The following is a 26029-nucleotide window of genomic DNA, read 5'->3' as shown; positions in this document are numbered from 1 at the left end:
TGCTTCTGCGGTGAAAGCTAAGCCGCAGAAATCCCCGCGGGCGGGTCCATCGACCCGACCACCCTGTCCTTCACCGTGTCTCGTCCGTCGTGGCGGGCAACGATCCGCCCGCACGGTGGCCCCAGGTCCTAGATGCCGGTCAGCCGCTCGCGATACTTGTCGATGATGACAGCAAGGATGATGACGACGCCTGTTATCATCTGGCGCATGAAGTCGCTGAGCCCGAACAGGATGAGGCCGTTGGCAAGCACCCCGGTGATGCAGGCGCCTAGCAGCGTGCCGATCACAGTACCACGGCCGCCGTTGAGGCTGGTGCCGCCGATGATGACGGCGGCGATCGCGTTCAGCTCGAAGCCGATGCCGATGATCGGGCTCGCGATGTTGAGGCGGGCCATGTAGACCATGGCCGCAATGCCGACGAGCGCGCCGGCAATCGTGAAGGCCGCCACCTTGTAGAACATCAGCGAATGGCCGGCGAGACGCACCGCCTCTTCGTTGTTGCCGATGCCATAGAGCAGCCGGCCGAACACCGTCTTCGACAGCACGAACCAGGCGATCGCGACGAGCAGCAGCGCGATCAGGAAGACGACGGGGATGCCGAAGATCATCTGCGAGCCGAAGGCGTTGAAGCTCGGCGGAAACGAATAGATCGTGCGCGCATCCGTCACCTGAAGTGCTGCACCGCGGGCGATATTGAGCATGCCGAGCGTGACGATGAAGGAAGGCAGCCCCCAGAAGGCGCTGATCCAGCCATTGAGGAAACCACAGACGACGCCGGTGCCGACAGCGGCGAGCGTTGCCAGCGCGACCGCCTGAAACACCGAGAGATCGGGGATCGTCAGCACCGTGCCGCCGACGACGGCGCAGAAGGCGAGCATCGAGCCGACGGAGAGATCAATGCCGCCGATCAGGATGACGAATGTCATGCCGACGGCGAGGATCAGGTTGATGGTGATCTGCGTCAGGATGTTGGAGACGTTGTTGGCCGTCAGGAAATGCTCGGTCGAGACCGAGAAGAAGACGAGCAGAAGCAGGAGCGCCAAGCCGATGCCGGCGTCGCGCAGGAGCACCTTCGGCGACCAGCCCGAAAGCCGGCGCGTGTCGATGGTTTCGCCGGATTGTGTCTTTTCGAGTGCTTGCATCTTACTGCCTCACCTGTTGCTGCTCGCCCTGGTAGGCAAATTGCAGGATACGTTCTTCGGAGAATTCCGGCCGCGACAGCTCGCCGACGACACGGTGCTGCGACATCACGAGGATGCGGTCCGAGAGGGTCATCAGTTCCGGCAGCTCGGACGAGACGATCAACAACGCCAAGCCGCGTTCGGCGAACTGGCGGATCAGGGCATAAATCTCCGCCTTGGCGCCGACGTCGACGCCGCGTGTCGGCTCGTCGAGCAACAGGACCTTCGGGTTGCGTGCCAGCCATTTGGCGAGCACCACCTTCTGCTGGTTGCCGCCCGAGAGCGTCGCAGCATTCTTGCCGGGGCCGCCATATTTCAGCTTGAGCTCGGCGCCGAGCCGTTCCGTCACTTCGATTTCCGCCCCCCTGTCGAGAATGCCAGCACGCGAGACGTCCGAGAGGGACGCGAGCGTGACATTGGCCGAAATCGGCATGTTGAGGATCAGACCTTCCTCCTTTCGGTCCTCGGTCACGAAGCCGATACCGGCATTGATCGCCTCGCGCGGCGAGCGGAAGGCGGCGCGGTTCCCCTCAAGGAAGAGCTCGCCGGAGAGCGGCAGTTGAGCGGCCGCGATCGCCCGCAGTAGCTCGGTGCGACCGGAGCCGACAAGCCCGGCGATCCCCAGGATTTCGCCCCTGTGCAGTTCAAGTGAAATGCCCTCGGCGTGCGGCGATTGCAGCGGCCGAAACCGGTTAAGCGACAACGCTTGTGCCGGCCGAGCAAACGAGACCACTTCGCTCGCCATCTGCTGCTGCAGCTTGCGGCCCACCATGGCGCGCACCAGTTCGTCCTGATTGGTCTCGGCGATCGACCGCGAGAACACTGTCTCACCGTTGCGCAACACCGTCACCCGGTCGCAGATGCGGAAGACCTCGTCGAGATGATGCGAGACGAAGACGATCGAGACGCCGCGACTGCGAAGGTCGCTGACGATATTGAACAGCCGCTCGGTTTCGCGCGACGTCAGCGTCGCCGTCGGTTCGTCGAGTATGAGGATACGGCTTTCCGTCATCAGCGCGCGCGCCACCTCGACCAACTGTCGGTGGGCGATGCCGAGGCGCGAGACCGGCCAACGCACGTCTATGTCGCTGAGGCCAATGGCGTCGAGTGCGGCTCGTGCGCCGGCATGCATCTCCTGCCGTCTGACGACGCCGAAGGCGTTGCGCGGCAGATGCTCGATGAAGATGTTTTCCGCCACCGACAGATGGGGCAGAAGGTTGAATTCCTGGTGCACCACCTGGAGGCCGTTGGCCTTGGCTTCGCGGGGTGTTGCCGGCGCGTAAGGCCGGCCCGCGAGATTGATTGCGCCCTCGTCCGGACGGACGATACCGCAGAGAACCTTGATCAAAGTCGATTTGCCGGCACCGTTCTCGCCGATGAGACCGTGCACCTCGCCCGGCTGAATGGAGAGGCTGACGCCGTTCAGTGCCTTGGTGCCACCGAAGGCCTTTTTAACATCGTGCAGTTCCAGAACCGGCGGCATCCAAACGCCGGCCGCTTCCGCCTTCACGGTTTGCGTGTTCATCATGACCTAGCCCTTTTGAAACGCAGCAATCGCGCACGCGAACCATTGGCTTGCGGCGGATGCTGTCCTTGCCGAAGCGCACCGGGCGCTGCCCGGTGCGCACGCGCGGTCTCAGGGTTATTTCACGTTGTCCTTGGTCACGAGCTCGATGTCGGTCTTCACCCAGCCTTCGAGCTTGGGACCGCCGGCCACGACTTCGAGCGCCTTGTCGATGGCGTTCGCCGCCATCTGCGAACCGAACTGGTCGACCGTTGCCAAAAGCTTGCCGTCCTTCAGCATGGGCGCGACCGCCGGCACATTGTCGAAGCCGACGACCTTGATGTCGTTGCGGCCTGCCGCGTCCAGCGCCTTGACAACACCGATCGCCATGGAATCGTTGGCGGCGAGCACACCCTGGATATCGGGATGCGCCGTCAGCATGGTCGAGAAGACGGAATTGGCCTCTTCCGTTTCCCAATGCGCCGTGCGGGAATCGAGAAGATCGAGCTTGCCGGCCGCGATCGCATCCTCGAAGCCGAGCTTGCGCTGTGCCGCATTGTCCGCGCCCGGATTGCCCTCGAGGATCACGACCTTGCCGCCGGCGCCGAGATCCTTGGCGAGCGCATCACCGACCATCTTGGCGCCACCGCGGTTGTCAGGGCCAACGAAGGCCAGATCGACGCCGGCGTCCTTCTTTGCCTGCTCGTCGAGCGAAACGTCGAAATTGATGACGACAATGCCCGCATCCATCGCCTTCTTCAGCGGCGCGACCATGGCGCGGGAGTCGGCCGGCGCAATCACGATCGCGTCCACGCCTTGCGTGATGAAGTTCTCGACACCGTTCAACTGGCTCTCGAAATCGGTCTCGTTCTGCATGCCGATGGCTTTGAGTTCGTAGTCGCCACGCTTCTTGGCATGCGCCTCGGCGCCTTCCAGCATGTTCTTGAAGAAGTCGTTGGCCAGCGACTTCATGACGAGGCCGACGACGGGTTTATCGGCCGCCATGGCAAGCGTCGGCAATGCGGTGGCAACGGTAAGTGCGACGATAGATGCGTACAGGGAAAATTTCATGGGTTCTCCTCCGGTGAAAAGATGGTCCTCCAACCATCAATGAAACGTTTCATCGCATGAGTATACGTGGTCCGCTTCGAGCTTTAGAAGATAGAAAGGCGGCATAGCTGTCAATATGAAACGTTTCATCAAAAAGAAAATTGTGCTGGAAGCTGCTACCCGTTCGCGGCATTCTCTGATTTAAGAGGAAGACCAGCGCCGTCGGGCGAACCTGCGGTCGCTGGTGCAAGACTTTGATCTGGCGCGCGATTTTCGCTTGTCGCCGGTCGCACATGCGTAAGTGGGAGGCAACGTTTGAACCCGACGATCAAGGATGTTGCACAGCGCGCCGGCGTCTCTGTCGGCACGGTTTCGCGTGTGCTTGCCAAGAACAAGACGGTGAGCGAGGACATCAGGGCAAAGGTCGAAGCGACAATCGACGCGATCGGCTACCGGCCGAACATTCTCGGCCGCAGCCTCAGGCTCGCCAAGACCGACATCATCGGCCTCGTCGTGCCCGACATCACCAACCCCTTCTTTGCCGAGCTTGCCAAACAGGTGGAGATGCTGGCGTCCGCCGAGGGCTACTCGGTGCTGCTTGCCAACACCCATGACGACCCGGACGCAGAGAAGCAGCAGATCGAAACCCTGCTCGGACGATTGCCGGCCGGGTTGATCCTCGTGCCGGTCAGCAACAGCCTTGCCGACGGGCTGGCGTCGCGCACGCGAACAGTGACCGTCGACCGACCCTTGAGCGGCCATGCGCTCGTCTCCGTCGACAACCGTCAGGGCGGTTATCTGGCCGCGGACCATCTGCTTTCGCTCGGCCATCGTCGGCTCGGCTACATCAGCGGTCCCGGCACGACCGAGGTCTCCGGCGAGCGCCGCGGCGGCTTCGTTCAACGGCTCGACGAATTCCGAAAGAGCCACCCCGGCGACTACGTTCAGCCGCAGATCGTCGAAGGCCACTTCGATTACCGCTCGGGCGAAGAACTTGGTAAGCAGCTGCTGACGCAGTCCGAAGCAACCCGCCCGACGGCGATCGCCACCGCCAGCGACCAGCAGGCGATCGGCCTGTTGCGCGCTGCCGACGACATGGGGCTTCGGGTTCCGAACGACCTTTCGATCGTTGGCTTCGACGACATTCCGCTGGCCTCGCTGGTGCTGCCGCGGCTCACCACCATTCGCCAGCCGATCGACGAGATCGCACGGCTCGCGCTTGAAGGCGTGCTCGGCAGCCATGCGCTGCAGGAAGAATACAAGCTGCAGCCAAAGCTGATGAAACGCGGCTCGTGCGCTGCGCCCTCAACGCGCTGAGATCACGGCGCCTCGCGATACGGGGTGTTGCTGCCCTCGGCGCCTCATCAGATCGCGAGCACCGCCGCCCCTCCAGCAAGCCCCGCGCCGGCCGCCGTCAGCAACAGCTTTTCGCCGGCGATGAAGGGCTTTTGCCGGTGCGACAGGGATAGCGACAGCGGGATGGTCGCGGCCGACGAGTTGCCGTAGTCCGAGATCGTGCGCACCGTTTTCGACGGCGCAATGCCGAGCCGGTCGCACACGGCGTCGAAGATGCGCGCATTGGCCTGGTGCGGCACGAAGCGACTGATGTCCGTCGCGCTGCAGCCGACGGCGTCCATGGCGTTGACGGCACAGGCCGTCATCATCTCCACCGCCTGCGCGAACATTTCGCGCCCGTCGCGCATCGTCATCAGCAGATCCTGCGGCCTGGTGTCGGCAGAAAACGGCCTGTTGCTGCCGCCCGCGGCAATCGAGATCAGGTCGTAGCGGCTGCCATCGGCGGCGAGGTCTACGCCGAGCAGACCGGTTTTCCGATCATCGTTGGGGGCGACGACGACGGCACCGGCGGCATCGGCAAACAGCACGGCGCTCGCCCGCTCGGCCGGGTTGATCCGGCGGCTCAAGATGTTGGCGGCCACCACCAGCACCGACTTTCCCTGCGTCCGCACGAAGCCGTCGGCAAGCGTCAGGGCGTAGAGGAAGCCCGAACAGGCGCCGGCAAGGTCGATCGCGCCGGCATTCGAAAGGCGAAGATGGTGGGCAAGCAGGGGAGCGGACGGCGGCAGCAGGTGATCCGGCGTCGAGGTCGCAAGCAGGACCAGGGCGATATCGCCGTGCGGGGTGCGGGCATCCTCGAGCGCCATTGCGCCCGCCTTTGCCGCGAGCCCCGAAAGCGTGTCGTCGGGCGCGGCCCAGCGCCGCTCGCGAATGCCGGTGCGGCGCTCGATCCAGCCGGGCTCAAGCCCCAGCGTCATCTCGATCTCGCTATTGGCGACACGCCGTTCGGGCACCGCATGGCCGAAGCCGACAATCCGGGAGGAGCGAGCGGGCCTCATAGCTGCCCTGCCCCGAAGAGCGACGCCGCCTCGTCGATCGCGTCATAGGCCCGCCCAAGATCGGCATCGGTGACGCAATAGGGCGGCATCAGATAGATGACGTTGCCGAGCGGACGGATCAGCAAACCGCGCTTACGGAAAAACGCCCGGAGCCGCGGGCCGACCTCGGCGAGATAGCCGCCGGACGGCACCACGAGATCGAGGGCCGTAATGGTGCCGAGCTGGCGGACGTCGGCGAAGCGCGGATCATCGGCGAAGCGCGCCAGATGCCGATGCTGGTGTGCGCCCAAGGTTTCGATGCGCGCCTCTATAGGCTCCTGTCTCCAGACGGCGAGATTGGCGAGTGCCGCGGCACAGGCGATCGGGTTGGCCGTGTAGGAACTCGAATGGAAGAAGGTCTTGCGCCGGTCGGCCGAAAGATGCGCCGTAAAGATCTCCGAGCTGCAAAGCGTCGCGGCCAGAGGAAGCGCGCCTCCGGTCAGCCCCTTCGAGGTGCAGAGAATATCCGGCGTGATCCCGGCCTGCTCGCAGGCAAACAGGCTGCCCGTCCGCCCCCAACCGGTCATCACCTCGTCGGCGATCAGCAGGCTGCCATGCCGTTCGGCAATGCGTTTCAGCTCGGACAGCACGGAAGCCGGATAGGTCTTCATGCCACCGGCGCCAAGCAGCAGGGGCTCGATCAACAGGGCGGCAACCTCGCCGGAGGCGCAAGCCCGTTCGAAGGCGTCGAGCGTTGCCTGCTCCCGGCCCGGCTCCGGAAAAGGCAGGCGATCGACGGCGAAAAGCAGCGGCGCGTAGGCGGCATTGAAGACGCCTCTTTCGCCGGCCGACATCGTGCCGATCGTGTCGCCGTGATAGCCATGCTCCAGCACACAGATGCGGCTCCGCGGCTGGCCGCTGTTGTGGAAGAAACCGAGCGCCATTTTCAGCGCGACCTCGACTGCGGTCGAACCACTGTCGGAATAAAACACATGGGAGAGCCCGGGCGGCGCGATCTCGATCAGCCCGCGCGCGAGTTCCTCGGCCGGCGCGTGGGTGTATTCGGCGAAGATGATCTGGTCGTACGTCTCCGTGGCCCTGCGGATCGCCTCCATGATGGTGGGGTGACGGTGGCCGTGAGTGATGACCCACCAGGACGAAATCGCGTCGAGGATCGACGCGCCGTCCTCGTCGACGAGATAGGCACCCTCGGTGCCGACGATGCGGCGCATCGCCGATTCCAGCGCATGCTGGGTGAAGGGATACCAGACGGCGGAGTTTCTCATGCCGGCACCTCCAGGAAATCGGCGATGTTGAAATTTTCAGCGAAGGCGCGGCGCAGGCGGTCGGGCGTCAGCGGATCGAGTCGCGGCAGCCGGCCGAGACGCCGCACGGCGCCAAGTTCGGATATGACCGCTTCGCTGTCCTCCTGCGCGTCGCCGATGAAGGCGACGCCAAGAACGGGAATGGCGCGGCGACGCAGCGCTTCGAGCGACAACAGGGTGTGGTTGATCGTGCCGAGCCCGGTGCGCGCGCAGAGAACCACCGGGATCTGCCAGCGCGCCAAGACAGACGCAAAGACCATGCGCTCCGTCAGCGGCACCAGAAGCCCGCCTGCGCCCTCGATCACCAGCGATCGGTCCACCGCGGGCGGGGACAGATGTTCCGGAGCGATGGTGACGCCGTCGATCCGCGCCGACAGGTGCGGCGAGGCCGGCGTCGCGAGCCTGTAGGCCTCAGGCAGGATGCGGTCGGCCGACAACCGGCCAAGCAGGGCGACGGTTTCGCTGTCGGTTTCTTCGTCGAGACCTGACTGCACAGGCTTCCAGTAGCAGCCTTCGAGCGCGTCGGTGAGGGCTGCGGAAAAGATGGTCTTGCCGATGCCGGTATCGGTACCGGTGACCACGATACGGGTCTTCATGGCCGCTCCTTGGCGATCGCGATCTTCAACTGCTGCAGCATCCGCACGACTGCAGGCTGGTCGACGTTGAGCGTGATGGCGATCCGAAGACGCGCGGTGCCTTCCGGCACCGTCGGCGGGCGGATTGCCCTGATATCGTAACCCTCGGCGCGCATGCGGGCGGCGATGCGGAGCGCTCGGCCGTTGTCGCCGATCGGGATGGGCAGGATTTGCGAGCCGCTGCCTTCGATGCCGAGCGTCTCGACAAGCGCCCGGTTGGCGAAAGACCTCAGGCCGTCGAATGCGGCGCGGCGTTCCGGCTCGTCGACGAGGGCTGCGAGCGCTTCACGCACCGCGGCCGCGACGAGCGGCGAAGGCGCGGTCGAATAGATGAAGTTGCGGGCGCGGTTGACGAGATAGTCGCAAAGGAGGGCGCCCGCCCCGACCAGCGCGCCGGAAACACCGAGCGCCTTGCCGCAGGTGTGCAGCACGACGACATTCTCACGACCCTCCAGTTCCGCCGCCAGACCGCGACCTTCCCGTCCGAAGACGCCGGTCGCGTGCGCCTCGTCGACGACGAGAAAGCCGTCATGCTGCGCGGCAAGCGCGAGGAGGTCGGCAAGCGGCGCGCGATCGCCATCCATCGAATAGAGGCTTTCGACGGCAATCCACGGGCGCCCTGTGCCGCCGGCGCGGCGCCATTTTTCGATGGCATCGGCAAAGGCGCCGACATCGTTGTGCACTGCTGCCACCGCATCGGCCTTGCTTGCGGCGATGCCTTCGTGAGCGCTCGCATGGATCAGGGCATCGTGGACGATGAGATCGTCACGCTGCGGCAGCGTCGAAAACATGGCAGCATTGGCGGCATAGCCGCTGCCGAAGAAGAGCATCCGTTCGGCGCCGAAGAAGGCGGCCGCTTCCGTCTCCAGCGCCTCGTGTTCTTCGTGATTGCCGCGCAACAGCCTTGAGCCGCCGGAGCCGACAGGCACGCCGCGCGCGATGGCGGCCGTTATCGCTGCCTTCAGCCGCGGCGAGGCGGCGAGCGCCAGGTAGTCGTTCGAGGTGAAATCCACTCCGCCAGCGGGGGCAAGAGCGCGCCGGCGGCCCTTGCGTTCGAGGCCCTCCAGCGTCTTCTCATGGCGCGCAAACAGACCCGCGGTCATTCCGCCGCGTCCTGCCTTGCCGGTGGAGCCATCGGCTTCAACCCCAGCCGCCGGAAGAGTGCTGCATCATGGTCCTCGCCGGGATTGTCGGCGGTCAGCAGGGTTTCGCCGACGAAAATAGAATTGGCGCCGGCGAAGAAACAGAGCGCCTGCGTCTCGTCGCTCATGTCGGTGCGCCCGGCCGAAAGCCGGACATTCGATTGCGGCATCAGGATGCGGGCAAGCGCGATGGTGCGGACGAAATCGATCGGATCGACGGGTGCCGCATCGGCCAGCTTCGAACCCGGGATCGGGATCAGCATGTTGATCGGCACGCTTTCGGGCGGCACCGGCAGGTTGGCGAGCGTTACCAGCATCGAGATCCGGTCGTCAGCGGTTTCGCCCATGCCGAGGATGCCGCCGGCGCAGACCTTGATGCCGGCGTCGCGGACATTGGCGAGCGTCTCCAGCCGGTCGGCAAAGCTGCGGGTGGTGATGATCTCGCTATAGAAGAGTTCGGACGTATCGACATTGTGGTTGTAGTAGTCGAGCCCGGCCTCGGCGAGCCGCGCAGACTGGGCCGGCGTCAGCATGCCGAGCGTCATACAGGTTTCCATGCCGAGCGCCCGCACCCCGCCGACCATGGCGACGATGGCATCCATGTCGCGGTCCTTCGGACTGCGCCACGCGGCCCCCATGCAATAGCGGGTCGCGCCGCCGTCGCGCGCCTTGCGCGCCTCGGCAAGCACACGCTCGACCTCCATCAGCTTCGATGCCTTGAGCCCGGTCGGGTAGTGAGCGGACTGGCTGCAGTAGCCGCAATCCTCAGCGCAGCCGCCGGTCTTGATAGAGAGCAGCCGGCTCATCTGAACGGCGTTGGGATCGAACTGCGCACGGTGGACGGTGTGGGCGCGGTAGAGCAGATCGTTGAACGGCAGATTATAGATTTTCTCCGCTTCCGGCCGGGCCCAGCGGGATTGGGCCGCGTCGCCCGGGATCAAATCAGCACCAGTCGGTCGGTTTTCGTCCAGCATTTCAGCTTGTCCTCCAGGTCGTCGCGATCGTAAAATAGATAGAATCCAATATTATCTATAATTTTGACGGACGCGGGAATTCGCAAGCACCCAAGCGGAGAAATTCTTACATCTTATATTCTTCAGGTTGTATCTTCGGATCACATGAGGGTCCGGACGCCGTCGACAGAGGGCAAGAACCGACAATCAATCACTCTCGCGTCAGCCCGGAAATCTCGCACGTCCACCAACGAAACCGTTACGACTCCGGACTTTCCCGGCACTCCAAGCTCCACTCCGGTCGGCCAACACCCTTCCTTCCATCACGCCACCGACACCTCCGCTTTCTCGCAGCAAAATTATAGATAATTTTTTCGGCAGTCAGATCACAGTCAGCACGAATGCTGGCTCTTGACAAAAACGGCCCCGAGCGGTCAGCTTGGAGCATTCACCAGGGGTGTCCCGCCAAGGGGCTGAGATTCTGCTATGCGGTTGCGCGGCGCAGTGACCCGTTGAACCTGATCCAGTTCATACTGGCGTAGGGACGGTGCAGACTCGCTGCCGCAAACGTCGCGCTCACGTGACGGATCAATCGGCAAGGCGTCCTTCCCCTCCCCCGCTCCTGAACTGGGTCTCCACCTTTGGAGCCTCGGCATGCACACCGCCAACACCATCCCGCTTCGTTGCCTACGACGGCCCGTCCGCGCCGCACGGGAGCGCTGAGCGATGCGGGTCCTCCTGAAAGGTGCCGGCGTCGCAGGGCTCTGTCTGGCCCATGAACTCAGCGCCCGCGGTGTCGCGGTGACGGTCGTCGAGCGTAAGCCAGGCTTTGCCGGTGCGGCATCCTGGTTTGCCGGCGGCATGCTGGCGCCCTGGTGCGAGCGCGAAAGCGCCGAAGAGGCGGTGCTGACGAAGGGCATCGGCGCCATCGACTGGTGGGACGACGTCCTGCCAGGCGAAGTTTCCCGCAACGGTACGCTGGTCGTCGCCCCGCCACGGGACGCCGGCGAACTCAGGCGCTTCGCCTCGCGCACCTCCGGCTACGAATGGCTCGATGCTGCCGCGATCGAACGGCTGGAACCGGCACTTGCCGGGCGCTTCCGGGAGGCTTTGTTCTTTCCGGGCGAGGCGCATCTCGACCCGCGCCGGGCGCTCGCCCGGCTGCGGCAGAAGCTTGTCGATCGCGGCATCGCCTTCGTCACCGAGGCGAGCGACAACGGACAGCACGATCTCGTCGCCGACTGCACGGGTGCGGCAGGCACCGGTGACACGCCCGGCCTGCGCGGCGTGCGCGGCGAAATGCTCTATCTTGAGACAAGCGACGTGGAGCTGTCGCGGCCCGTCAGGCTCATTCATCCGCGCATCCCGCTCTATATCGTGCCGCGCGGCGGCCTCTTCATGTGCGGGGCGACGATGATCGAGACGGATGATGGCGGACCGATCACCGCTCGTTCGCTCATGGAACTGCTGAACGCCGCCTATGCGCTGCATCCGGCCTTCGGCGAAGCGCGCCTCGTCGAGACCGGCGCCGGTGTCCGCCCCGCCTTCGCCGACAACCTGCCGCGTGCCCTGCGCGCCGGGCAGACCATCACGATCAACGGACTTTACCGCCATGGCTTCCTGCTTTCGCCGGCCCTGGCGGCCGAAGCAGCCGACCTTGCCCTTGTGCAGGACCTGAAGGGAGATGCCGCATGAGACTGACCGTCAATGGCGAGGATCACGACCTCGCCGTCGCCACCCTCGCCGAGCTTCTGGCTGCGCTCGACTTCGAAGGCGATTGGCTCGCCACTGCCGTCAACGGCGAACTGGTGCACCGGGCCGACCGTTCGGGTCATGCGCTTTGCGACCGGGACCGCATCGAAATTCTCTCGCCGATGAAAGGAGGCTGAGACATGCTGACGCTTTATGGACAGGACCTGCGCTCGAGACTGCTTCTCGGCACCGCCCGCTATCCCTCCCCCGCCGTGCTCGAAGATGCGGTGCGATCCTCGGGCACCGAGATCGTCACGGTCTCGCTTCGGCGCGAAACCGCCGGAGGCCGCCAGGGCGGCGCCTTCTTCGAACTGATCCGGGCGCTCGGCGTGCACGTGCTGCCGAACACCGCCGGCTGCCATTCGGTGTCCGAGGCGGTGCTGACGGCCAAGATGGCCCGCGAGGTCTTCGCAACCAACTGGCTGAAGCTCGAAGTGATCGGCCACCACGACACGCTGCAGCCCGATGTCTTCGGGCTGGTCGAGGCAGCGCGCATCCTCTCGGCCGAAGGGTTCGAGGTCTTTCCCTACACCACGGATGACCTTGTGGTTGCCGAGCGGCTCTTGGAAGCCGGCTGCAAGGTGCTGATGCCCTGGTGCGCGCCGATCGGCAGCGCCATGGGGCCACAGAACATCCAGGCGCTCCGGGCCATGCGGGCCAATTTCCCCGATGTGCCGCTGATCGTCGATGCCGGCATCGGCCGGCCCTCGCACGCAACGACGGTGATGGAACTCGGCTTCGACGCCGTCCTGCTCAACACGGCCGTCGCCGGTGCCGCCAGGCCCGCGCTGATGGCCTCGGCGTTTGCGGGCGCGATCAATGCCGGGCGGCAGGCCTTCGAGGCGGGCATGCTCGAACCGCGCGATTTTGCCGTTCCTTCCACCCCCGTCATCGGAAAGGCGGTGTTTGCGTGAAACTCGATCCCTTCTACCTCATCGTCGACAGCGCGGACTGGATCGAGCGGCTGGTGCCGCTCGGCGTCAAGCTGGTGCAGCTACGCGTCAAGGATCGTCCGGAACCGGAGCTCCGCCGCGAGATCCGCGCGGCCAAGGCTGTTTGCGACGAGCAGGACTGCCAGCTCATCGTCAACGACTACTGGCAGCTGGCGATCGCCGAAGGCTGCGACTTCGTCCATCTCGGTCAGGAGGACCTGGCGGAGGCCGACCTTGCCGCGATCCGCGCCGCCGGCCTGAAGCTCGGCCTCAGCACCCATGACGAGGCGGAACTGGAGACGGCGCTGGCAGCCGACCCGGACTACATCGCACTCGGGCCGGTCTACCCGACCATCCTCAAGGCGATGAAGTGGGCGCCGCAGGGACTGCCGCGTCTTGCCGCCTGGCGGAAGCGCGTCGGCTCCCTGCCGCTGGTCGCTATCGGCGGTCTCAACGTCGAGCGGATTGCCGGCGTCTTCGAGCACGGCGCCGACATCGCCGCCGTCGTGACGGACATCACCCGCAATGCCGACCCGGAAGGCCGGACCCGCGAATGGATTACCAGAACCGCACCGTGGCGATGAGCACGTGCCAGACCGCGGGCGTCGATCTCCGCGGTCAGGCGATCTCCAGCTGCGACAGCCAGGAGGCATCCAGGCCGCGCTTGCGGCAATAGGTGGCGAGCCGCTGGCGGGTCGGCCCCGGCCGGTCGAGGCCTAGGTAACGGGAGGCGTTCTTCCAGAAGATGTTCTGTTGGTCCTCCTCGCTGACATTGGCCTCTTTCAGTTGCTGGGCGATCCGCGGGACATAGGCGTTGTAGTCCTTCTCCAGCGCCATCATCGACCAGTCGGTGCCGAACATCAGATGGCGCGCACCGGGATCGTAGTCCTTCAGCCATTTGTCGAGCAGCGCGCGGATCTTTTCGTGCAGCCCGGGCGTGTTGTCGGTGACGAGTTCGCTGAGGTAACTCAGGTCGGCAAACAGGTTCGGCCGGCGCCCGTGGTCGATCGTCCTGCCGATGATGTCCTCCCAGGTCGGCGGGCCGGAGAACTTGTCCTGGGCACAGGACACCATGACGCCCGTCGGCGCGCCCGGGCGAATGACTTCATCGAATGCGCCGAAATGCGCGAGGTTGATGCGCAAGTCATTGTAACGGTTGGTATCGAGCAGCTTCTCCCAGTAGGCGGGGCTCGCCATATTGCCATAGCCGCAACCGGCGCCGATGCTGTTTTCCGCATGCGCCATGATCGGCACGCTGTTGTCGCGGCACCAGTCGTAGAGCCGCTTCAGCGCCGCATCGATCGCCGGATCCGCATTGCCCCAGGCCTTGAAGCCCATGGGCGGGTAGATCTTCACACCGATGAAGCCCTTTTCCATGATCGCATAGCGGACGTTTTCCAGCGACGAGCCGCGCTTCTGCGCCTCCCGATGCGGATCGAAGCCGACGAAGCTGTGCATGTGGATGCCGTGCCGCTTGATCACCAGCTGCTGGATCTCGTCCATCACGTCGATCTGGTCGTGCTGCGGCGATGCCCTGCCGCCGATCGATTTCTCGAAATCGAGGATGCTCGGCGTGATCATCGAGAACCGGCATTTCGACGCGAAGATCCGGGCATAGGTTTCCGCGAGGTTTTCCCGGTAGTCCTGCATGAGGCGCACGAAGGAAAGGTAGTTGCCGATCTGGTCGTGGGCCTTGGCGGCCGACGCCAGCGCATCGACATCCGTCTCCTCCACGCTGCCGGAGCGCCGTTGCAGGCCCTGCGGCAGGCCGGGGGCGCCGCCGATCTGTTCCAGCAGGCCCTGATAATCCGGCGTTTCGGCGCCGCTTTGTGCGGTCAACGACGCGCGCTGCTCGCCCGCTAGCGCGACCAGTTGCTTGACGGCGGTGCGCAACTGCTCGTCCTTCTGCCGCTCGAACTCGGCGTCGGAAGGGCGCGGCATCCGCCTCTTGAGAATGGCGTCCTCGACCTTGGCCTTTGGCGCGACATCGCCAAGGGCCGTCACGAGAAAGACCACCAGGGCGTTTTCCAGGCGCTTCGACTGCAGCGGATCGGCGGAGAGCCTCGCTTCCGGCAACTTTTCCCGCAGCGCCACATAGCGCACGAGCCCTTCGACCGGTACATCAGCCGCGTTGAAGAAATGGCAGTGAACGTCGACGATCGGATAGGGCAGCTCGCAGGCCGCAGCCGGTGGCCAGTCGTGTCGGCACCCGGAAAGCACATTCGCCATCACGCCTGCCGAGAACAGCCGCAAGACATTGCGGCGTGTCACGGCGGCGACCGGACCACCCCAGTCGACCCCCATCATCCCCTCCTGTTGCGAGACCCCCTCGAACAATCGGGCAAACATTACTCCGTTCGCAAGCGGCGTGGAACAGATATTTACTTGCCGTTACTGGAACCCCGTAGGTCAACACGGGCGGACTTTAAGTGCGAAAGGAGGCATGTTACTCTAAAATCTTGGGGAGAATTTTGCGTGGTAGGTGGCGCCGGCAAGAATGAATTCCAACGTTACCTGTCGGGAGCCCTGGTTCGATGGTCTGCCCCGGCGGCGACGGATTCGGCTGGCCCGACGCGCGAGGACTTTCCCGGCACATTGCTGTTCGCCGACATTTCCGGTTTTACCCGGCTGACCGCCAAATGGTCCGAAAGCGACCGCGCCGCCGGCGCCGAACGGGTAAGCCGGCTGCTCAACGGCTACATGGGACCACTCGTCCGGCATATCGAGGAACATGGCGGCACGGTGCTGAGCTTTGCCGGCGACAGCCTGCTTGCCGGCTGGCAGGCTGCCTCCGACAGCGAGCTGGAGCAGGCCGCCTGGCGCAGCTGCTATTGCGCCGGCCGCATCCGTGAAGAGATCGGCGGCCCCGGCGGGCCGGAGGACGCGCTGCAACTGCGCATCGCCGTCGGCGTCGGCACCATCACCCTGCTGCACCTCGTTCCCCGTGTCGACCAGCGCTGGCTGATCGTCGGCGGCGACTGCCTGGCGCAGGCGGACCATTGCGGTCTTTTGAGCGATGCCGGCGAAATTCTCGTCTCCGACGCCGTGTGGCAGCTGATCGGTAAGCGGGCAACCGGCGCGCCCGGCCGGGAGGGCACCGCCCGCCTCGAACGCATCGATCCCTATTCGACCGCGACCAGGCCGCCCCGCGCCCTTTCGGGCGCCGCCAGCAAGCGGCTGGAAACCTATCTGCCGCTTTCGCTGCGCGGCCGGCTTCTGTCGCCGCTTTCGGAATGGCTGGCGGACCTGAGAACCGTGACGGCCCTGTTTGTGCATATCGTCGGCCCGGACCTCGAGAAAGATCTCGACCGGCTGAACCAGCTCGTTGCACGGTCGATCGCCGTCGTCGGCCGCACCGGCGGCGAAATCCTCCATACGGCCCTCCATGCAAACAGTCTCGAGATCTTCGCGGTCTTCGGCCTGCCCGGCCCCAAACATGCCGACAACGCGCGTCGCGCGATTGTTGCGGCACTGCGTCTTTCAGGCGAACTCGACGATCCCGACATCGGCCTTTCGGCCGGCATCTCCACCGGCGAGAGCTTCTGCGGCGCGCTTGGCGCCAGCCACCGCGCGGACTACACGGTGGTCGGCGCCGCCGTGAACATGGCCGCGCGCCTGGCAAGCGTCGCCGCCGGGCGCATCCTGGTCGACCAGGCGACGGCCAAGGAGACTGCCAGCCAGATCGCTTTCTCCGGACCGTGGTCGTTGGCCATACCGGGTGTGCGCGGCGGCGTGTCCGCCTTCGCGCCGATCGCCGAGACTGTCGCGACGATCGACACCAAGTCGCCGGCACTCCTCAACCGCGCAGCCGAAATGACGGCCCTTTCCGCCTATCTCGACAGCGCGCCCAGGGGGCAGTCCGGCATCATGATCGTCAAAGGCGATTCCGGCGTCGGGAAGTCGGCGCTGCTGCGCGCCTTCGTGGAGCGCTGTCGCGACCGCGGCAATCGCGTGCTCGTCGGCAATGCCGACGACATCGAAAGCGACGTGCCCTATTTTGCCTGGCGCGGGGTTATCCGCGACCTGCTCGGCATCGGCGATCTGCGCGGCGCCGAGGCCACGGACCAGGTGGGGCTCTTCTTTGCGGAAAGACCGGAACTCGCCTCGCTCGCGCCGCTGCTCAACGATGCCATCAACCTCACCTTGCCGGACACGCCGGAAACCCGGGCCATGTCCGGTGACGGGCGCTCCCACCGGCTGCGCGAACTGCTGAGCGAGCTCATGACCGACAGCCTCGCCGGAGGGCAGGGCTTCGTCGTGCTTGAAGATGTGCACTGGCTCGACGAGGCGTCCGGTCAGTTGCTGGGGCGGCTGGTTTCAGGGGCGGCACCGGTACCGGTCGTCGTGTCGACCCGGACGACCCGCACGCAGGAAGACCTGACCCGGTGGACCGGCCTGCACCATAACGGCGCCCAGACGCTCGATCTTTTGCCGCTCGATTTCGAGGGCACGATCGCGCTCGTTCGCGCATCGATCGGCAGCAACTCGCCCGCCGACGGCTTCGGCGAGGCGGTCTATGCGCAATCGGCCGGAAACCCGCTGCTGGTCTGCGAGATCTGCCGGATGATCGGCGAGCGTCGGCTGCCCAAGGCGGCCGAGCCCGCCGCAGCCGTCTCGCTGCTCTCCGAGCCCCGCTCGAACGATGCGACCCTGCTCAACACCGCCAAGGTGACCGTGATTGCCCGGACCGACCAGCTTCCGGCGGAGCTGCAGGTGCTGCTGAAGATCGCAAGCGCCATGGGCGCAACCTTCTCGCTCGCCGAGCTTGGCGCGCTGCCGCCGATCAGGAAGACGGCACTGGATATCGAGGCGAGTATCGAGCGGCTGCAGGCGGCGCACCTGATCAAGCCCGCCGACGACCGCCCGGGCCGGTTCATGTTCAGCCATGCCGTCATCCGCCAGGCGATCTACGAGAGCCTGCTGTCGGAACAGCGCCATGAAGCTCATCGCGCCATCGCCAAGGCGATGGAAGAAGGCGGGCAGCCGGACAATGCCGAAAACCTGCCGCGCGTGCTCAGCCACTGGGAGCGCGCCGGCGACGCCGCGCGGGCCTTCAACTATCTGGACCGCGTTGCCGAACTGCGGCTGCGCCAGTTCGACAACGCCGCCGTCGTCGACCTGATCGAACGCTTCTTCAAGACGGCGCGCGATCTTTCGATCACCATTCTACCGGCCAGACGGGCGGCCGCCTGTTTCCTGCTCGGCGAAGCCAGCCTCAACCTTGGCCGCGCCGAAGCGGCCCGCCATGCCTATGAGGAAGGCCTGCGGCTTTCCGGCCTGCCGCTGCCGCGCACCTCCGCCGGCCTCGCGCTGCATCTCGTGCTCGATCTCGCCGAACAGGTGTGGCGGCGCACCACTCATCGCGACGCGGACTGGATCCTGAAACGAGAAATCTCGCGATCGCCGTCCGATCCCTTCCTGCTTGCGGCGAAGGCGCATGAGGACCTGACACGGATCTACTACTTCACCAGCGAGAAGCTGCGGCTGATCCATGCGACGCTGCGAGCGACGAACCTTGCCGAGAGAAACAAATACGTCTCGCCGACGACCGCCGCCAATTATGCGAGCCTCGGCGCTATCTGCGGCGTGATCCCGCTGCACAGCCAGGCCGAACACTACAGCCGGCTAGCGGCGGCATTGTCCGAACGCGTCGACCAGTTGGGAACGCGCGTTCGGGTCGACCTTCTGTCGGGCATGTACCAGATCGGCATCGGTCATTGGCACGCGGGCAAGCGGGCCTTCGAGGCCGGCCTCAACAATGCGGCTAAGGTCGGCGATCTGAGGCGCTGGTGCGAGGTAGCGGTCGGGCTTGAGACGATTTCCGGCCCGTGGCTTTTGACCTCGGCCTTCGAGGGCATCGCGCCCTGGGAGATCCTCGTGCAACGGATCTGCGAGGAAGGACGCCGGCGCGGGGACATGCAGGTGCTCGGTTGCGGTTTGCTCGGCCGTCTCCGGGGCCATGCAGCGCTTGGCCGGTGGAATGCGATCGAGACCGACCTAGACGAACTCGAACAGATCCTTCGCGAAAAGGGCGACGGGCTGGAACTCGTCCATTCGATCGAAGGCGCATCGCTTCTGAGCGAGGCCGCGCGGCGACGGGGCAACGCGACGGAGGCCGCAAGCTGGCTCGAGCGGGCGCTGTCCTGGTGCGAGACGCTCAACCCGGCGATGAAGACGCGGACGCTGCCGGCGCTTGCCCGTCTCTTCGATGTTGCAAGCGACACCGATGGCGGTGACCTGCTGGCAGCTCAGCTTGTCCTTCGAAAACTCGAGCGCTTCGCGCGGGTCTACCCGATCGGCCGGCCCGCGGCGGCACTCGGCGAAGCGACCCTGCACCTGCGCCGCGGCCAGCAACGCCGCGCCGAGCGCGTCACCCAGTATGCCTTCGCGGAAGCGATCCGCCTGGAGATGCCGGCCGTGGCGCTCGCCGCCCTGCAGCATGCCGCCGGACCCCGGGATGCCGAATCGCGCCAGGCGTTCGAGACGATGTTTTCTCTGCGCCGGGCCACCTGGTGCGAGGTTCTTCCGCTTGGTCAAACCGACCAGGCGCCGCATGTCCAGTTTGCCAGATCCCAGGGAAGCCGCGCATGAACCGTACCAGTCCTCCCCGCATCCTGATCGTGCTTGCCCATTTCGACGAAACCCGGAACCCCAGGGGCCGCCCCGACTTCATTCCCCAGGGAACCGGTCACCTGTTCCTGGCGGGCGCCTTTGCCCGCGACCGCGTGGACCTTCGCGCCTATAGCGAGTTCCACGACGGACCGCTCGTCGACGAGGCGGCCTTCGCAGAACTCGACATGCTGGTGCTGACCGGCGTGACCGCAGCCTTCGACCGGATGCAGCACCTGACGGCCTATGCCCGCACCAAGTCGCCCGGCTGCGTCGTTGTCGCTGGCGGGCCGGTCGTGCGCAATCTCCCGGTCTCGAGCGCCGAGACCTTCGATTACGCCTGCGACGGCGACGTCGAGGAGATGCAGGCGGTCATCCGGGAGGTGTTTGGCGAATGGGCCGTCTCCGAGACGATCCTGCCGCGCTTCGACCTTGCCAATTGGCGCGGTCCGGTCAGCTACGTCGAGACGAGCCGTTACTGCAATTTCAAGTGCAGCTTCTGTGCGTTGACCGCCGAAGGCCGGCGCTACCACAGCTACGATCCCGCCTATATCGAGGCGCAGCTGCGCAACGCGCCGCCGAAGAAATACGTGCTGTTCATCGACAACAACTTCTACGGCAACAGCAAGGACGTCTTCCATGCCAAGCTCGACGTGATCCGCTCGTTGTGGCGACAGGGCCTGTTTCAGGGCTGGATCGCCCTTGTCACCGGCGATTTCTACCGCGATCCGCAAAATCTCGACGCGGTGCGGGCGGCCGGCTGTCTCGGTCTGTTCAGCGGCGTCGAGACGCTGAGCGAAGCGCAGCTGAAGCGCTACCAGAAGAAGCAGAACCTGGTGGTGCCGCAGCTGGAGGCGATCAAGACCTGCCTCAATGCCGGCGTCGCCTTCCAGTATGGCCTGATGTTCGACCCGTCGTCGCAGACGATCGAGGCGATGCAGGAGGAACTCTCCTTCATCACCGGCGAAACCACGATGCCGTTGCCGGCGTTCCTGAGCCTGACGATCCCGCTGCTCGGCACGCCGCTGTTCGACGAATGCGTCGCCGACGAACGCTTCCTTCCCTCGGCCAAGCTGCGTGACATGGATGGGTTCACGCTGATGACCCGTCCGCTCGACGGTCTTGAGGAGGTGGCGCTCTTTGCCCGCAAGCTGTCGCGTCTGGACGGCAACCGTGCCAGGATCCTGCGCCATTGCCTGGGGTTCTACCGCAACTACCGCCATTCGCTTTCCGGTCGGCAGATGATCCATCTGCTTGCCAACAGCCTGCGCTTGGCGCTTCCTTCGGTCCTCCATCGCCACGGCCTGCCGACGCGCTCGGGCAGCGACGAAAATCTCACCTACGTGACGACGACGCAGCCGCTCGGCCCGCTCTACACGCCGGCCTTCAGGGTTGGAGAAGGTTTCCGTTCGCATTTTGCGCCGACGATGATCACCGACGCGTCCGGCGCGCTCGACGAAACCATCGCCCGCAACCTCGAATTCCGCACTAGCCGCCGGCAACGGACAGGCACTGGCATCGAACATTCGTCCGGCTGAAGGCGCCACCACGCCTGCGTCAAAGTGCCCGGCCCGATGCAACCTCTAGTTCGTGAAATTGGGTTCGCTTGGTAAGATTGGATTCAAACTTTTTGAGTAAGCTTCCGTTAGCTATTTCACACCTGTCGGCCGGCGATCGCCGTCGACCTTGTTTTGCGTACGGGTGCCCATGCGTCTTTCAGCTGCGACCGCAATCCTTTTTGCCGGCCTCATTTCGGGCTGCTCCTCCAGTTCCAGCCTGGACACCATCGCGCCGCCCTCGCGCGAAACGACGAGTTCGGTCGCTATGTCGGCCGCACCGGTGCCCGCCGCCAATGTCGGTGCACGGGTCGGGCAGGTGACGCCGCCGCAGAACGTCCAATCGGCACCGGCGCAGGAAATGCTCGCCTGGGCCGGCCCCGTTCCGGAACCGGAAGCCTTCGCGCCCGCGGCAAACACCACGATGACGACAACGCTCGCCGCGCCTGTTCCGGACGCGCGCCCGGTTGCCTTCGTCGCACCGGAAAATCCGGTGACGCAGGCGATGCCGCAGGGCCGCTCGCGGATCTACGGTCACCGCTTCCGCGACGCCAAGCCGATCAACTTCGGTCGTGCCAAGAATCCGCGCAAGATGGCCGTGCATGGCGTCGACGTCTCACGCTGGCAGGCCGACATCGACTGGGCCCGGCTGCGTACGCAAGGGGCGAACTTCGCCTTCATCAAGGCAACCGATGGCGGCGACCACCTCGACCCGATGTTCAAGAAGAACTGGCGCGCCGCCAAGGCGGCCGGCATCCGCCGCGGCGCCTATCACTTCTTCTACTGGTGCCGCACGGCCGGCGAACAGGCCGACTGGTTCATCCGTAACGTTCCGCGTGAACCGGGCGCGCTGCCGCCTGTGATCGACGTCGAATATAACGGCGAATCCAGCTGCAAGCGCCGCCTGTCGCCCGAGCGCGTGCGCGAAAAGATGCAGGTGTTCATGGACAAGCTGGAGGCCCATTACGGCCAGCGTCCGATCATCTACACGGCGCCGGACTTCTATGCCGACAACCTGCAGGGCGCGTTCAAGAACTATCCGTTCTGGCTGCGTGCCGTCGCCCAGCACCCGTCGATCGTCTACCCGAACCGCAAATGGCTGTTCTGGCAGTATTCCGGTTCTGGCCTTTCGCAGGGCGTCGATGGCAAGATCGACCTCAACGTCTTCCACGGCAGCGAGGACCAGTGGCACGACTGGCTGGAGGCCCGGGCGAACTGAGCCCGCTGGCACGCCTCTCGTTTCTCTGATCTGACCTTATGCCTTCTCAACCCGCGCGGGCCACCTTCGGCCCGCCGTGGTTGATACGGTCGAGGAACCGCCGATAGCCGGGATGGTCGCGCAAAAGGCGCCGGCCGAGACCCGCAAGAAAATCGACGTCCTTTTCCTTGAGGCTCAGCCGATTGTGCAGCCCGAGGATCCGCTCCGCCAGCGCCGGATCGGAGACATCCGACAGCGCCAGCCGGACGATATCGACATCGAGGTCGCCGCAGCCACGCTTGCCGCCGCCACTGCCGCACCGCCACGTCACGAATTTCTGCCGCCAGGCCGGCAGCTGATCGCGCAGCGCGTCGAAGCTCTGGAGATTGGGAATATTGATCATCGCGTCGATGGCGGCGACGATCGCATCGGGAGCCCTCGGGCTGTCGACGGTTTTCGAGATGTCCCCGCCGATCCGCGTTGAGGCATCGACGACGATGACCACCAGATGCCTGAGACGCAAGGCACGCTCCACCGGGATGGGGTCCGGGGCCGGCCGACCCATCACATGCAGCAGGCTTTGTGTACCGACGCCATCGACGAGACCGCCATCGTAGAGCTTCAGATAGTTGAGGTCGCTTGCCGTTTCGTAGCGCTTGAGGGAACCGGCGTATTCGCGCGCAACCAGCGAGCCCGGCGCCCGAGGCCCTGTCTTCGGTGTTTTCGCCTCGGGTAGCGCCTCGCAACCGCTTCGGAAATTCTTCAAGGTCAGCGGCGCGAAAACGACCGGAACAGCGGCCGAGGCCGCGACCGCATAGGCGAGCGGATAGTCGTCGTAGCTGCTGCAGATGGCGGTGAACGAGGCGCGGTCGAAGATGAACGGTGCACGGTTGTAGAGATCGGTCGCGTGGATCACCAGGCGCGGCTGACCAGGGCGGCGCTCGAGGCTGCCGAGCGTCGCGCCCTCGAACAGGTTGGCATCGAGCCAGGCTGGGAACCCGGTGCGATCGTTCACGCCGCCGCGATAGCCGCGCAGAATATTGGGCGGTGAAAACGACGTCCTGAGCGAGGCCTCGACATCGCGCCCGAGAAACCGTTTGCGGAAGTCCTCAAGGCCCGCGCGGCCGTTCAAGGCAAAATAAGAGGCGAGCACAGCACCACCGGAGACGCCGGCAACAACCGCGACATCGTCGGCTAGCCGACGCCCTCGCCCGCCCGGAGACGGCGCCTCGGCCAGCGCCGACAGGACGCCGTAGCCGAAGGCCGCTGAGCGGGCGCCGCCGCCGGAGAAGGCAAGGATGATGCCGGTGTCGCTCACATCCGGCGTCGATTGCGCAAGCGGCACGGCGCCCGTCGTCAGTTCAAGTCGCCTGTTGGTGGGCGTCACGTCCGGGCCGGCGCAGCCGGCTGCAGCAAAAGCGAGCGCCAGGGTACCGTGGCGCAGGAACCGGCTGGCGCGCGCAAGCGCAACCGAGCGGGCCACGCGGTAACCAGCCGGCTTTTGCCTGCGTTGCCTGATTGTAATCGACGTCTGTTTGTTGAGTGTCATGCGCCGTGATCCGGGTTAGCTTTGCCCGCGAGACCTGTCTTTCCAGGTGTCACTGGCGCGCAAGCCTAAGGATCAAGATTGAGACTGCATGTCATGCAGGGCGCTCGCAACGAATGATTGTGCGGCGGCGAAGATCGGGATTACGTTGCGGCGGGATGACAGGTTCCCTCTATGAAGCGGCACTAAGGTCGCGCGCGTAGGCACATTGCACAGGGTAAAGCGCATTCATGCGGGTCTTGCTGGTCGAAGATGAGAAGGAACTGGCGGGGGCGCTGAAGGCCGCATTGAGCCATCACCGGATGATCGCCGATCATGCGCGCGATCTCGCCGAAGCCGCGCTGATCCTGAATGATGCCGTCTATGACGTGGTCGTGCTCGATCGCAAGCTGCCTGATGGCGACGGGCTCTCGCTCATCCCCGTGATACGGGCGCGCGGCAACACCGTGCCGGTGCTGATGCTAACGGCGCTCGACGATCTCGCCGACCGGGTCGCCGGGCTTGATGGCGGTGCCGACGACTACATTGGCAAGCCCTTCGCCTTCGAGGAACTGCTGGCGCGGCTGCGGGCGCTGGCCCGTCGCCCGGTTCCGGTGCAATGCGATGTCGTCACCGTCGGGCGTCTCTCCTTCGATCTCGCCCATTGCGAGGCAAGCGTGGCCGGCACACCGCTGAAGATGCCGCGGCGCGAGCTTCTGGTGCTTGAGACGCTGACCCGCCGCATGGGGCGCATGGTGCTGCGCGCCGCCCTGATGGAGGCCGTCTTCGGCCTCGACGACGAGATCCAGTCCAATGCGCTCGACACCCATATCTCGCGTGTGCGCCGCAAGCTGGCAGACGCAGACGCCGGCGTGACCATCAACGGCATCCGCGGCGTCGGCTATCTGCTACGGGAAGACCAATGAGCGTCCGCGCTTCCCATTCCTTCAAATGGAGGCTCGTCGGCTGGCTCGTGCTGTTCGAAACGGTCGCGATCCTCATCGTCATCGCCATTGCGGTCGGCCTGCTCTGGGTGACCGGCTATCTCATCGACGGCTACGAGAACGGCAATGTCGACGTCTTGAAGGATGCGATCACCCGCAAAGCCGATGGCGGGCTCGAACTTCAGGAAACGCCGGAACTGCAGCGACTGCGCCAGCAAGCCGGAAAGATCTGGTTCATCGTCCGCGACAAGCAAGGGCACAGCCTCGCGGAGGGCACGGTGCCGGAAGAATTCGCCTTTGCGGTCGCCGGACTCGAGCGCATGAACGACGCCCGCTTCCGGCGCTCCCCCGACAAGAACGCGCGCCCGGAGGCGGTGGTCAAATGGCTCGAGTCGCCGGCCGGCATGGTCCAGATCTTCAGCGGCACGGAGGGACAATTGACCCTCGGCCGTCTGTTGCTCACAACCACCGGCGCCTTCCTCACCATCTTCGTGCCGATGTTGCTGCTGCTCGCCTTTGCGACCGTGGTGGTCACACCGATCGTCGTTAGAAGGATGCTTTCTGGCCTGTCGCACGCGGCCGCGCATGCCGCCCACATCGAATATGACCAGCGCGGCATCCAGATGCCGGTGACGGGCGTTCCCAACGAGTTCCTGCCTCTGGTGACGGCGGTCAACGATGCGCTGACGCGGCTCGACGACGGCTATACGAGGCACAAGCGCTTCCTGGCGCAGGCCGCCCACGAACTGCGCACGCCGGTCGCGATCCTTGGCGCCCGCATCGCCTCGCTGCCGCCGGGACCGGACAAGACGCGCCTCAACGAGGACGTGACGCGCCTTTCCATCCTGGCAGGCCAGCTTCTCGACCTCGAACGGCTCGACGCCGAAAACGATGACTTCAGGCCGGTCGATCTTGCGGCATTGGCCGAGCGGGTGATCGTTGCGCTCGCGCCGCTCGGCTTCGGTGCCGGATACGAGATGAGTTTCGAGGCGGATCAACGACCGGTGATGATTTCCGGCGACGAGGCGTCGCTGGAGCGGGCGCTCACCAATCTCGTGCAGAACGCCATCGATCACGGCGGAAGGCGTGGCACCATCACGGTGAAGGTGGATCCGCTGGGCGCGATCGATGTCTGCGACGACGGCGACGGCATTCCGCGCAGCGAAGCCGACCGGATCTTCGAGCCGTTCCAGCGCCTGCGCAAGGACGGCAAGGGCGCGGGGCTTGGCCTCAACCTCGTGCAGAAGATCGTGCACCTGCATGGCGGCTACGTCGATGTCGCGCGCTCGGCGTCCGGCGGGGCCTGCATGCGCATCGTCCTGCCGCTGGCGGCAGCCAAGACAGCTTGAAAAGAACAAGCCCCGGAACCTACGCTGCTTTCCCTTGAATC

General features: G+C 65.2%; 20 protein-coding genes and 1 riboswitch. Of the genes, 10 read left to right on the top strand and 10 right to left on the bottom strand.

Annotated features, from left to right (window positions below; translation table 11 throughout):
• Positions 1 to 128: 128 nt before the first annotated feature.
• From JVX98_RS05645 to JVX98_RS05635, 3 genes are all read right to left on the bottom strand, one after another.
• Positions 129 to 1142: an ABC transporter permease gene (locus JVX98_RS05645; protein WP_205236093.1), complete on the bottom strand. Its 1014-nt coding sequence runs from the start codon at positions 1140 to 1142 to the stop codon at positions 129 to 131.
• A 1-nt stretch (position 1143) separates the two neighbouring features.
• Positions 1144 to 2709, bottom strand: coding sequence for a sugar ABC transporter ATP-binding protein (locus JVX98_RS05640; RefSeq protein ID WP_371826497.1), 1566 nt, complete (start codon positions 2707 to 2709; stop codon positions 1144 to 1146).
• A gap of 114 nt (positions 2710 to 2823) precedes the next feature.
• Entirely contained in the window at positions 2824 to 3756 is a 933-nt protein-coding gene (locus JVX98_RS05635) for a sugar ABC transporter substrate-binding protein (protein WP_205236092.1), read from the bottom strand.
• 294 nt (positions 3757 to 4050) lie between these two features.
• Between JVX98_RS05635 and JVX98_RS05630 the strand changes: the two genes are divergently transcribed.
• On the top strand, positions 4051 to 5052 hold the full coding sequence (locus JVX98_RS05630) for a LacI family DNA-binding transcriptional regulator (RefSeq protein ID WP_192450141.1): 1002 nt from the start codon (positions 4051 to 4053) through the stop codon (positions 5050 to 5052).
• A gap of 47 nt (positions 5053 to 5099) precedes the next feature.
• On the opposite strand, the gene JVX98_RS05625 is transcribed toward JVX98_RS05630, so the two are convergent.
• From JVX98_RS05625 to bioB, 5 genes are read right to left on the bottom strand one after another with little or no spacing between them, the layout of a single operon-like run.
• Complete coding sequence (locus JVX98_RS05625) at positions 5100 to 6089, bottom strand: beta-ketoacyl-ACP synthase III (protein ID WP_205236091.1); 990 nt, start codon at positions 6087 to 6089, stop codon at positions 5100 to 5102.
• Complete coding sequence (locus JVX98_RS05620) at positions 6086 to 7354, bottom strand: adenosylmethionine--8-amino-7-oxononanoate transaminase (RefSeq protein WP_205236090.1); 1269 nt, start codon at positions 7352 to 7354, stop codon at positions 6086 to 6088. Before JVX98_RS05620 ends, JVX98_RS05625 begins: the two co-directional genes overlap by 4 nt.
• Complete coding sequence (bioD, locus tag JVX98_RS05615; protein ID WP_205236089.1) at positions 7351 to 7989, bottom strand: dethiobiotin synthase; 639 nt, start codon at positions 7987 to 7989, stop codon at positions 7351 to 7353. Before bioD ends, JVX98_RS05620 begins: the two co-directional genes overlap by 4 nt.
• A complete protein-coding gene (locus tag JVX98_RS05610) occupies positions 7986 to 9131 on the bottom strand; it encodes an 8-amino-7-oxononanoate synthase (RefSeq protein ID WP_205236088.1) in 1146 nt (381 codons plus the stop codon). The genes bioD and JVX98_RS05610 overlap by 4 nt, the downstream gene beginning before the upstream one ends.
• Entirely contained in the window at positions 9128 to 10144 is a 1017-nt protein-coding gene (gene bioB / locus JVX98_RS05605) for a biotin synthase BioB (RefSeq protein WP_205236087.1), read from the bottom strand. The genes JVX98_RS05610 and bioB overlap by 4 nt, the downstream gene beginning before the upstream one ends.
• A 422-nt stretch (positions 10145 to 10566) precedes the next feature.
• Positions 10567 to 10686: riboswitch (TPP riboswitch) on the top strand.
• A gap of 163 nt (positions 10687 to 10849) precedes the next feature.
• Between bioB and thiO the strand changes: the two genes are divergently transcribed.
• From thiO to JVX98_RS05585, 4 genes are read left to right on the top strand one after another with little or no spacing between them, the layout of a single operon-like run.
• On the top strand, positions 10850 to 11818 hold the full coding sequence (thiO, locus tag JVX98_RS05600) for a glycine oxidase ThiO (protein ID WP_205236086.1): 969 nt from the start codon (positions 10850 to 10852) through the stop codon (positions 11816 to 11818).
• Complete coding sequence (thiS, locus tag JVX98_RS05595; RefSeq protein WP_192450134.1) at positions 11815 to 12012, top strand: sulfur carrier protein ThiS; 198 nt, start codon at positions 11815 to 11817, stop codon at positions 12010 to 12012. The genes thiO and thiS overlap by 4 nt, the downstream gene beginning before the upstream one ends.
• Positions 12013 to 12015: 3 nt before the next feature.
• A complete protein-coding gene (locus JVX98_RS05590) occupies positions 12016 to 12789 on the top strand; it encodes a thiazole synthase (RefSeq protein ID WP_205236085.1) in 774 nt (257 codons plus the stop codon).
• A complete protein-coding gene (locus JVX98_RS05585) occupies positions 12786 to 13391 on the top strand; it encodes a thiamine phosphate synthase (RefSeq protein ID WP_205236084.1) in 606 nt (201 codons plus the stop codon). The genes JVX98_RS05590 and JVX98_RS05585 overlap by 4 nt, the downstream gene beginning before the upstream one ends.
• A gap of 34 nt (positions 13392 to 13425) precedes the next feature.
• On the opposite strand, the gene JVX98_RS05580 is transcribed toward JVX98_RS05585, so the two are convergent.
• Positions 13426 to 15111, bottom strand: coding sequence for an amidohydrolase family protein (locus JVX98_RS05580; protein WP_205236083.1), 1686 nt, complete (start codon positions 15109 to 15111; stop codon positions 13426 to 13428).
• 171 nt (positions 15112 to 15282) lie between these two features.
• Between JVX98_RS05580 and JVX98_RS05575 the strand changes: the two genes are divergently transcribed.
• From JVX98_RS05575 to JVX98_RS05565, 3 genes are all read left to right on the top strand, one after another.
• The gene (locus JVX98_RS05575) at positions 15283 to 19398 is read left to right on the top strand and encodes an AAA family ATPase (RefSeq protein ID WP_205236082.1); all 4116 of its coding nucleotides are present in this window, start codon (positions 15283 to 15285) and stop codon (positions 19396 to 19398) included.
• Positions 19395 to 20954 (top strand): radical SAM protein, encoded by a 1560-nt coding sequence (locus JVX98_RS05570; RefSeq protein ID WP_192450129.1) that lies wholly within the window; start codon positions 19395 to 19397, stop codon positions 20952 to 20954. The genes JVX98_RS05575 and JVX98_RS05570 overlap by 4 nt, the downstream gene beginning before the upstream one ends.
• Before the next feature lie 169 nt (positions 20955 to 21123).
• Positions 21124 to 22191, top strand: a complete 1068-nt coding sequence (locus JVX98_RS05565) for a GH25 family lysozyme (protein WP_205236081.1) — start codon at positions 21124 to 21126, stop codon at positions 22189 to 22191.
• A 46-nt stretch (positions 22192 to 22237) separates the two neighbouring features.
• On the opposite strand, the gene JVX98_RS05560 is transcribed toward JVX98_RS05565, so the two are convergent.
• Complete coding sequence (locus tag JVX98_RS05560) at positions 22238 to 23719, bottom strand: patatin-like phospholipase family protein (protein WP_205236080.1); 1482 nt, start codon at positions 23717 to 23719, stop codon at positions 22238 to 22240.
• A gap of 227 nt (positions 23720 to 23946) precedes the next feature.
• On the opposite strand from JVX98_RS05560, the gene JVX98_RS05555 reads away from it, so the two are divergent.
• Complete coding sequence (locus tag JVX98_RS05555) at positions 23947 to 24621, top strand: response regulator transcription factor (protein WP_205236079.1); 675 nt, start codon at positions 23947 to 23949, stop codon at positions 24619 to 24621.
• Entirely contained in the window at positions 24618 to 25988 is a 1371-nt protein-coding gene (locus JVX98_RS05550; protein WP_205236078.1) for a HAMP domain-containing sensor histidine kinase, read from the top strand. Before JVX98_RS05555 ends, JVX98_RS05550 begins: the two co-directional genes overlap by 4 nt.
• The last annotated feature ends 41 nt before the right edge of the window (positions 25989 to 26029 follow it).

Source organism: Ensifer sp. PDNC004 (genome assembly GCF_016919405.1).
Taxonomy (GTDB): domain Bacteria; phylum Pseudomonadota; class Alphaproteobacteria; order Rhizobiales; family Rhizobiaceae; genus Ensifer.
The sequence above is the reverse complement of the archived record's forward strand: the minus strand, read 5'-3'. Positions and strand labels throughout refer to the sequence as shown.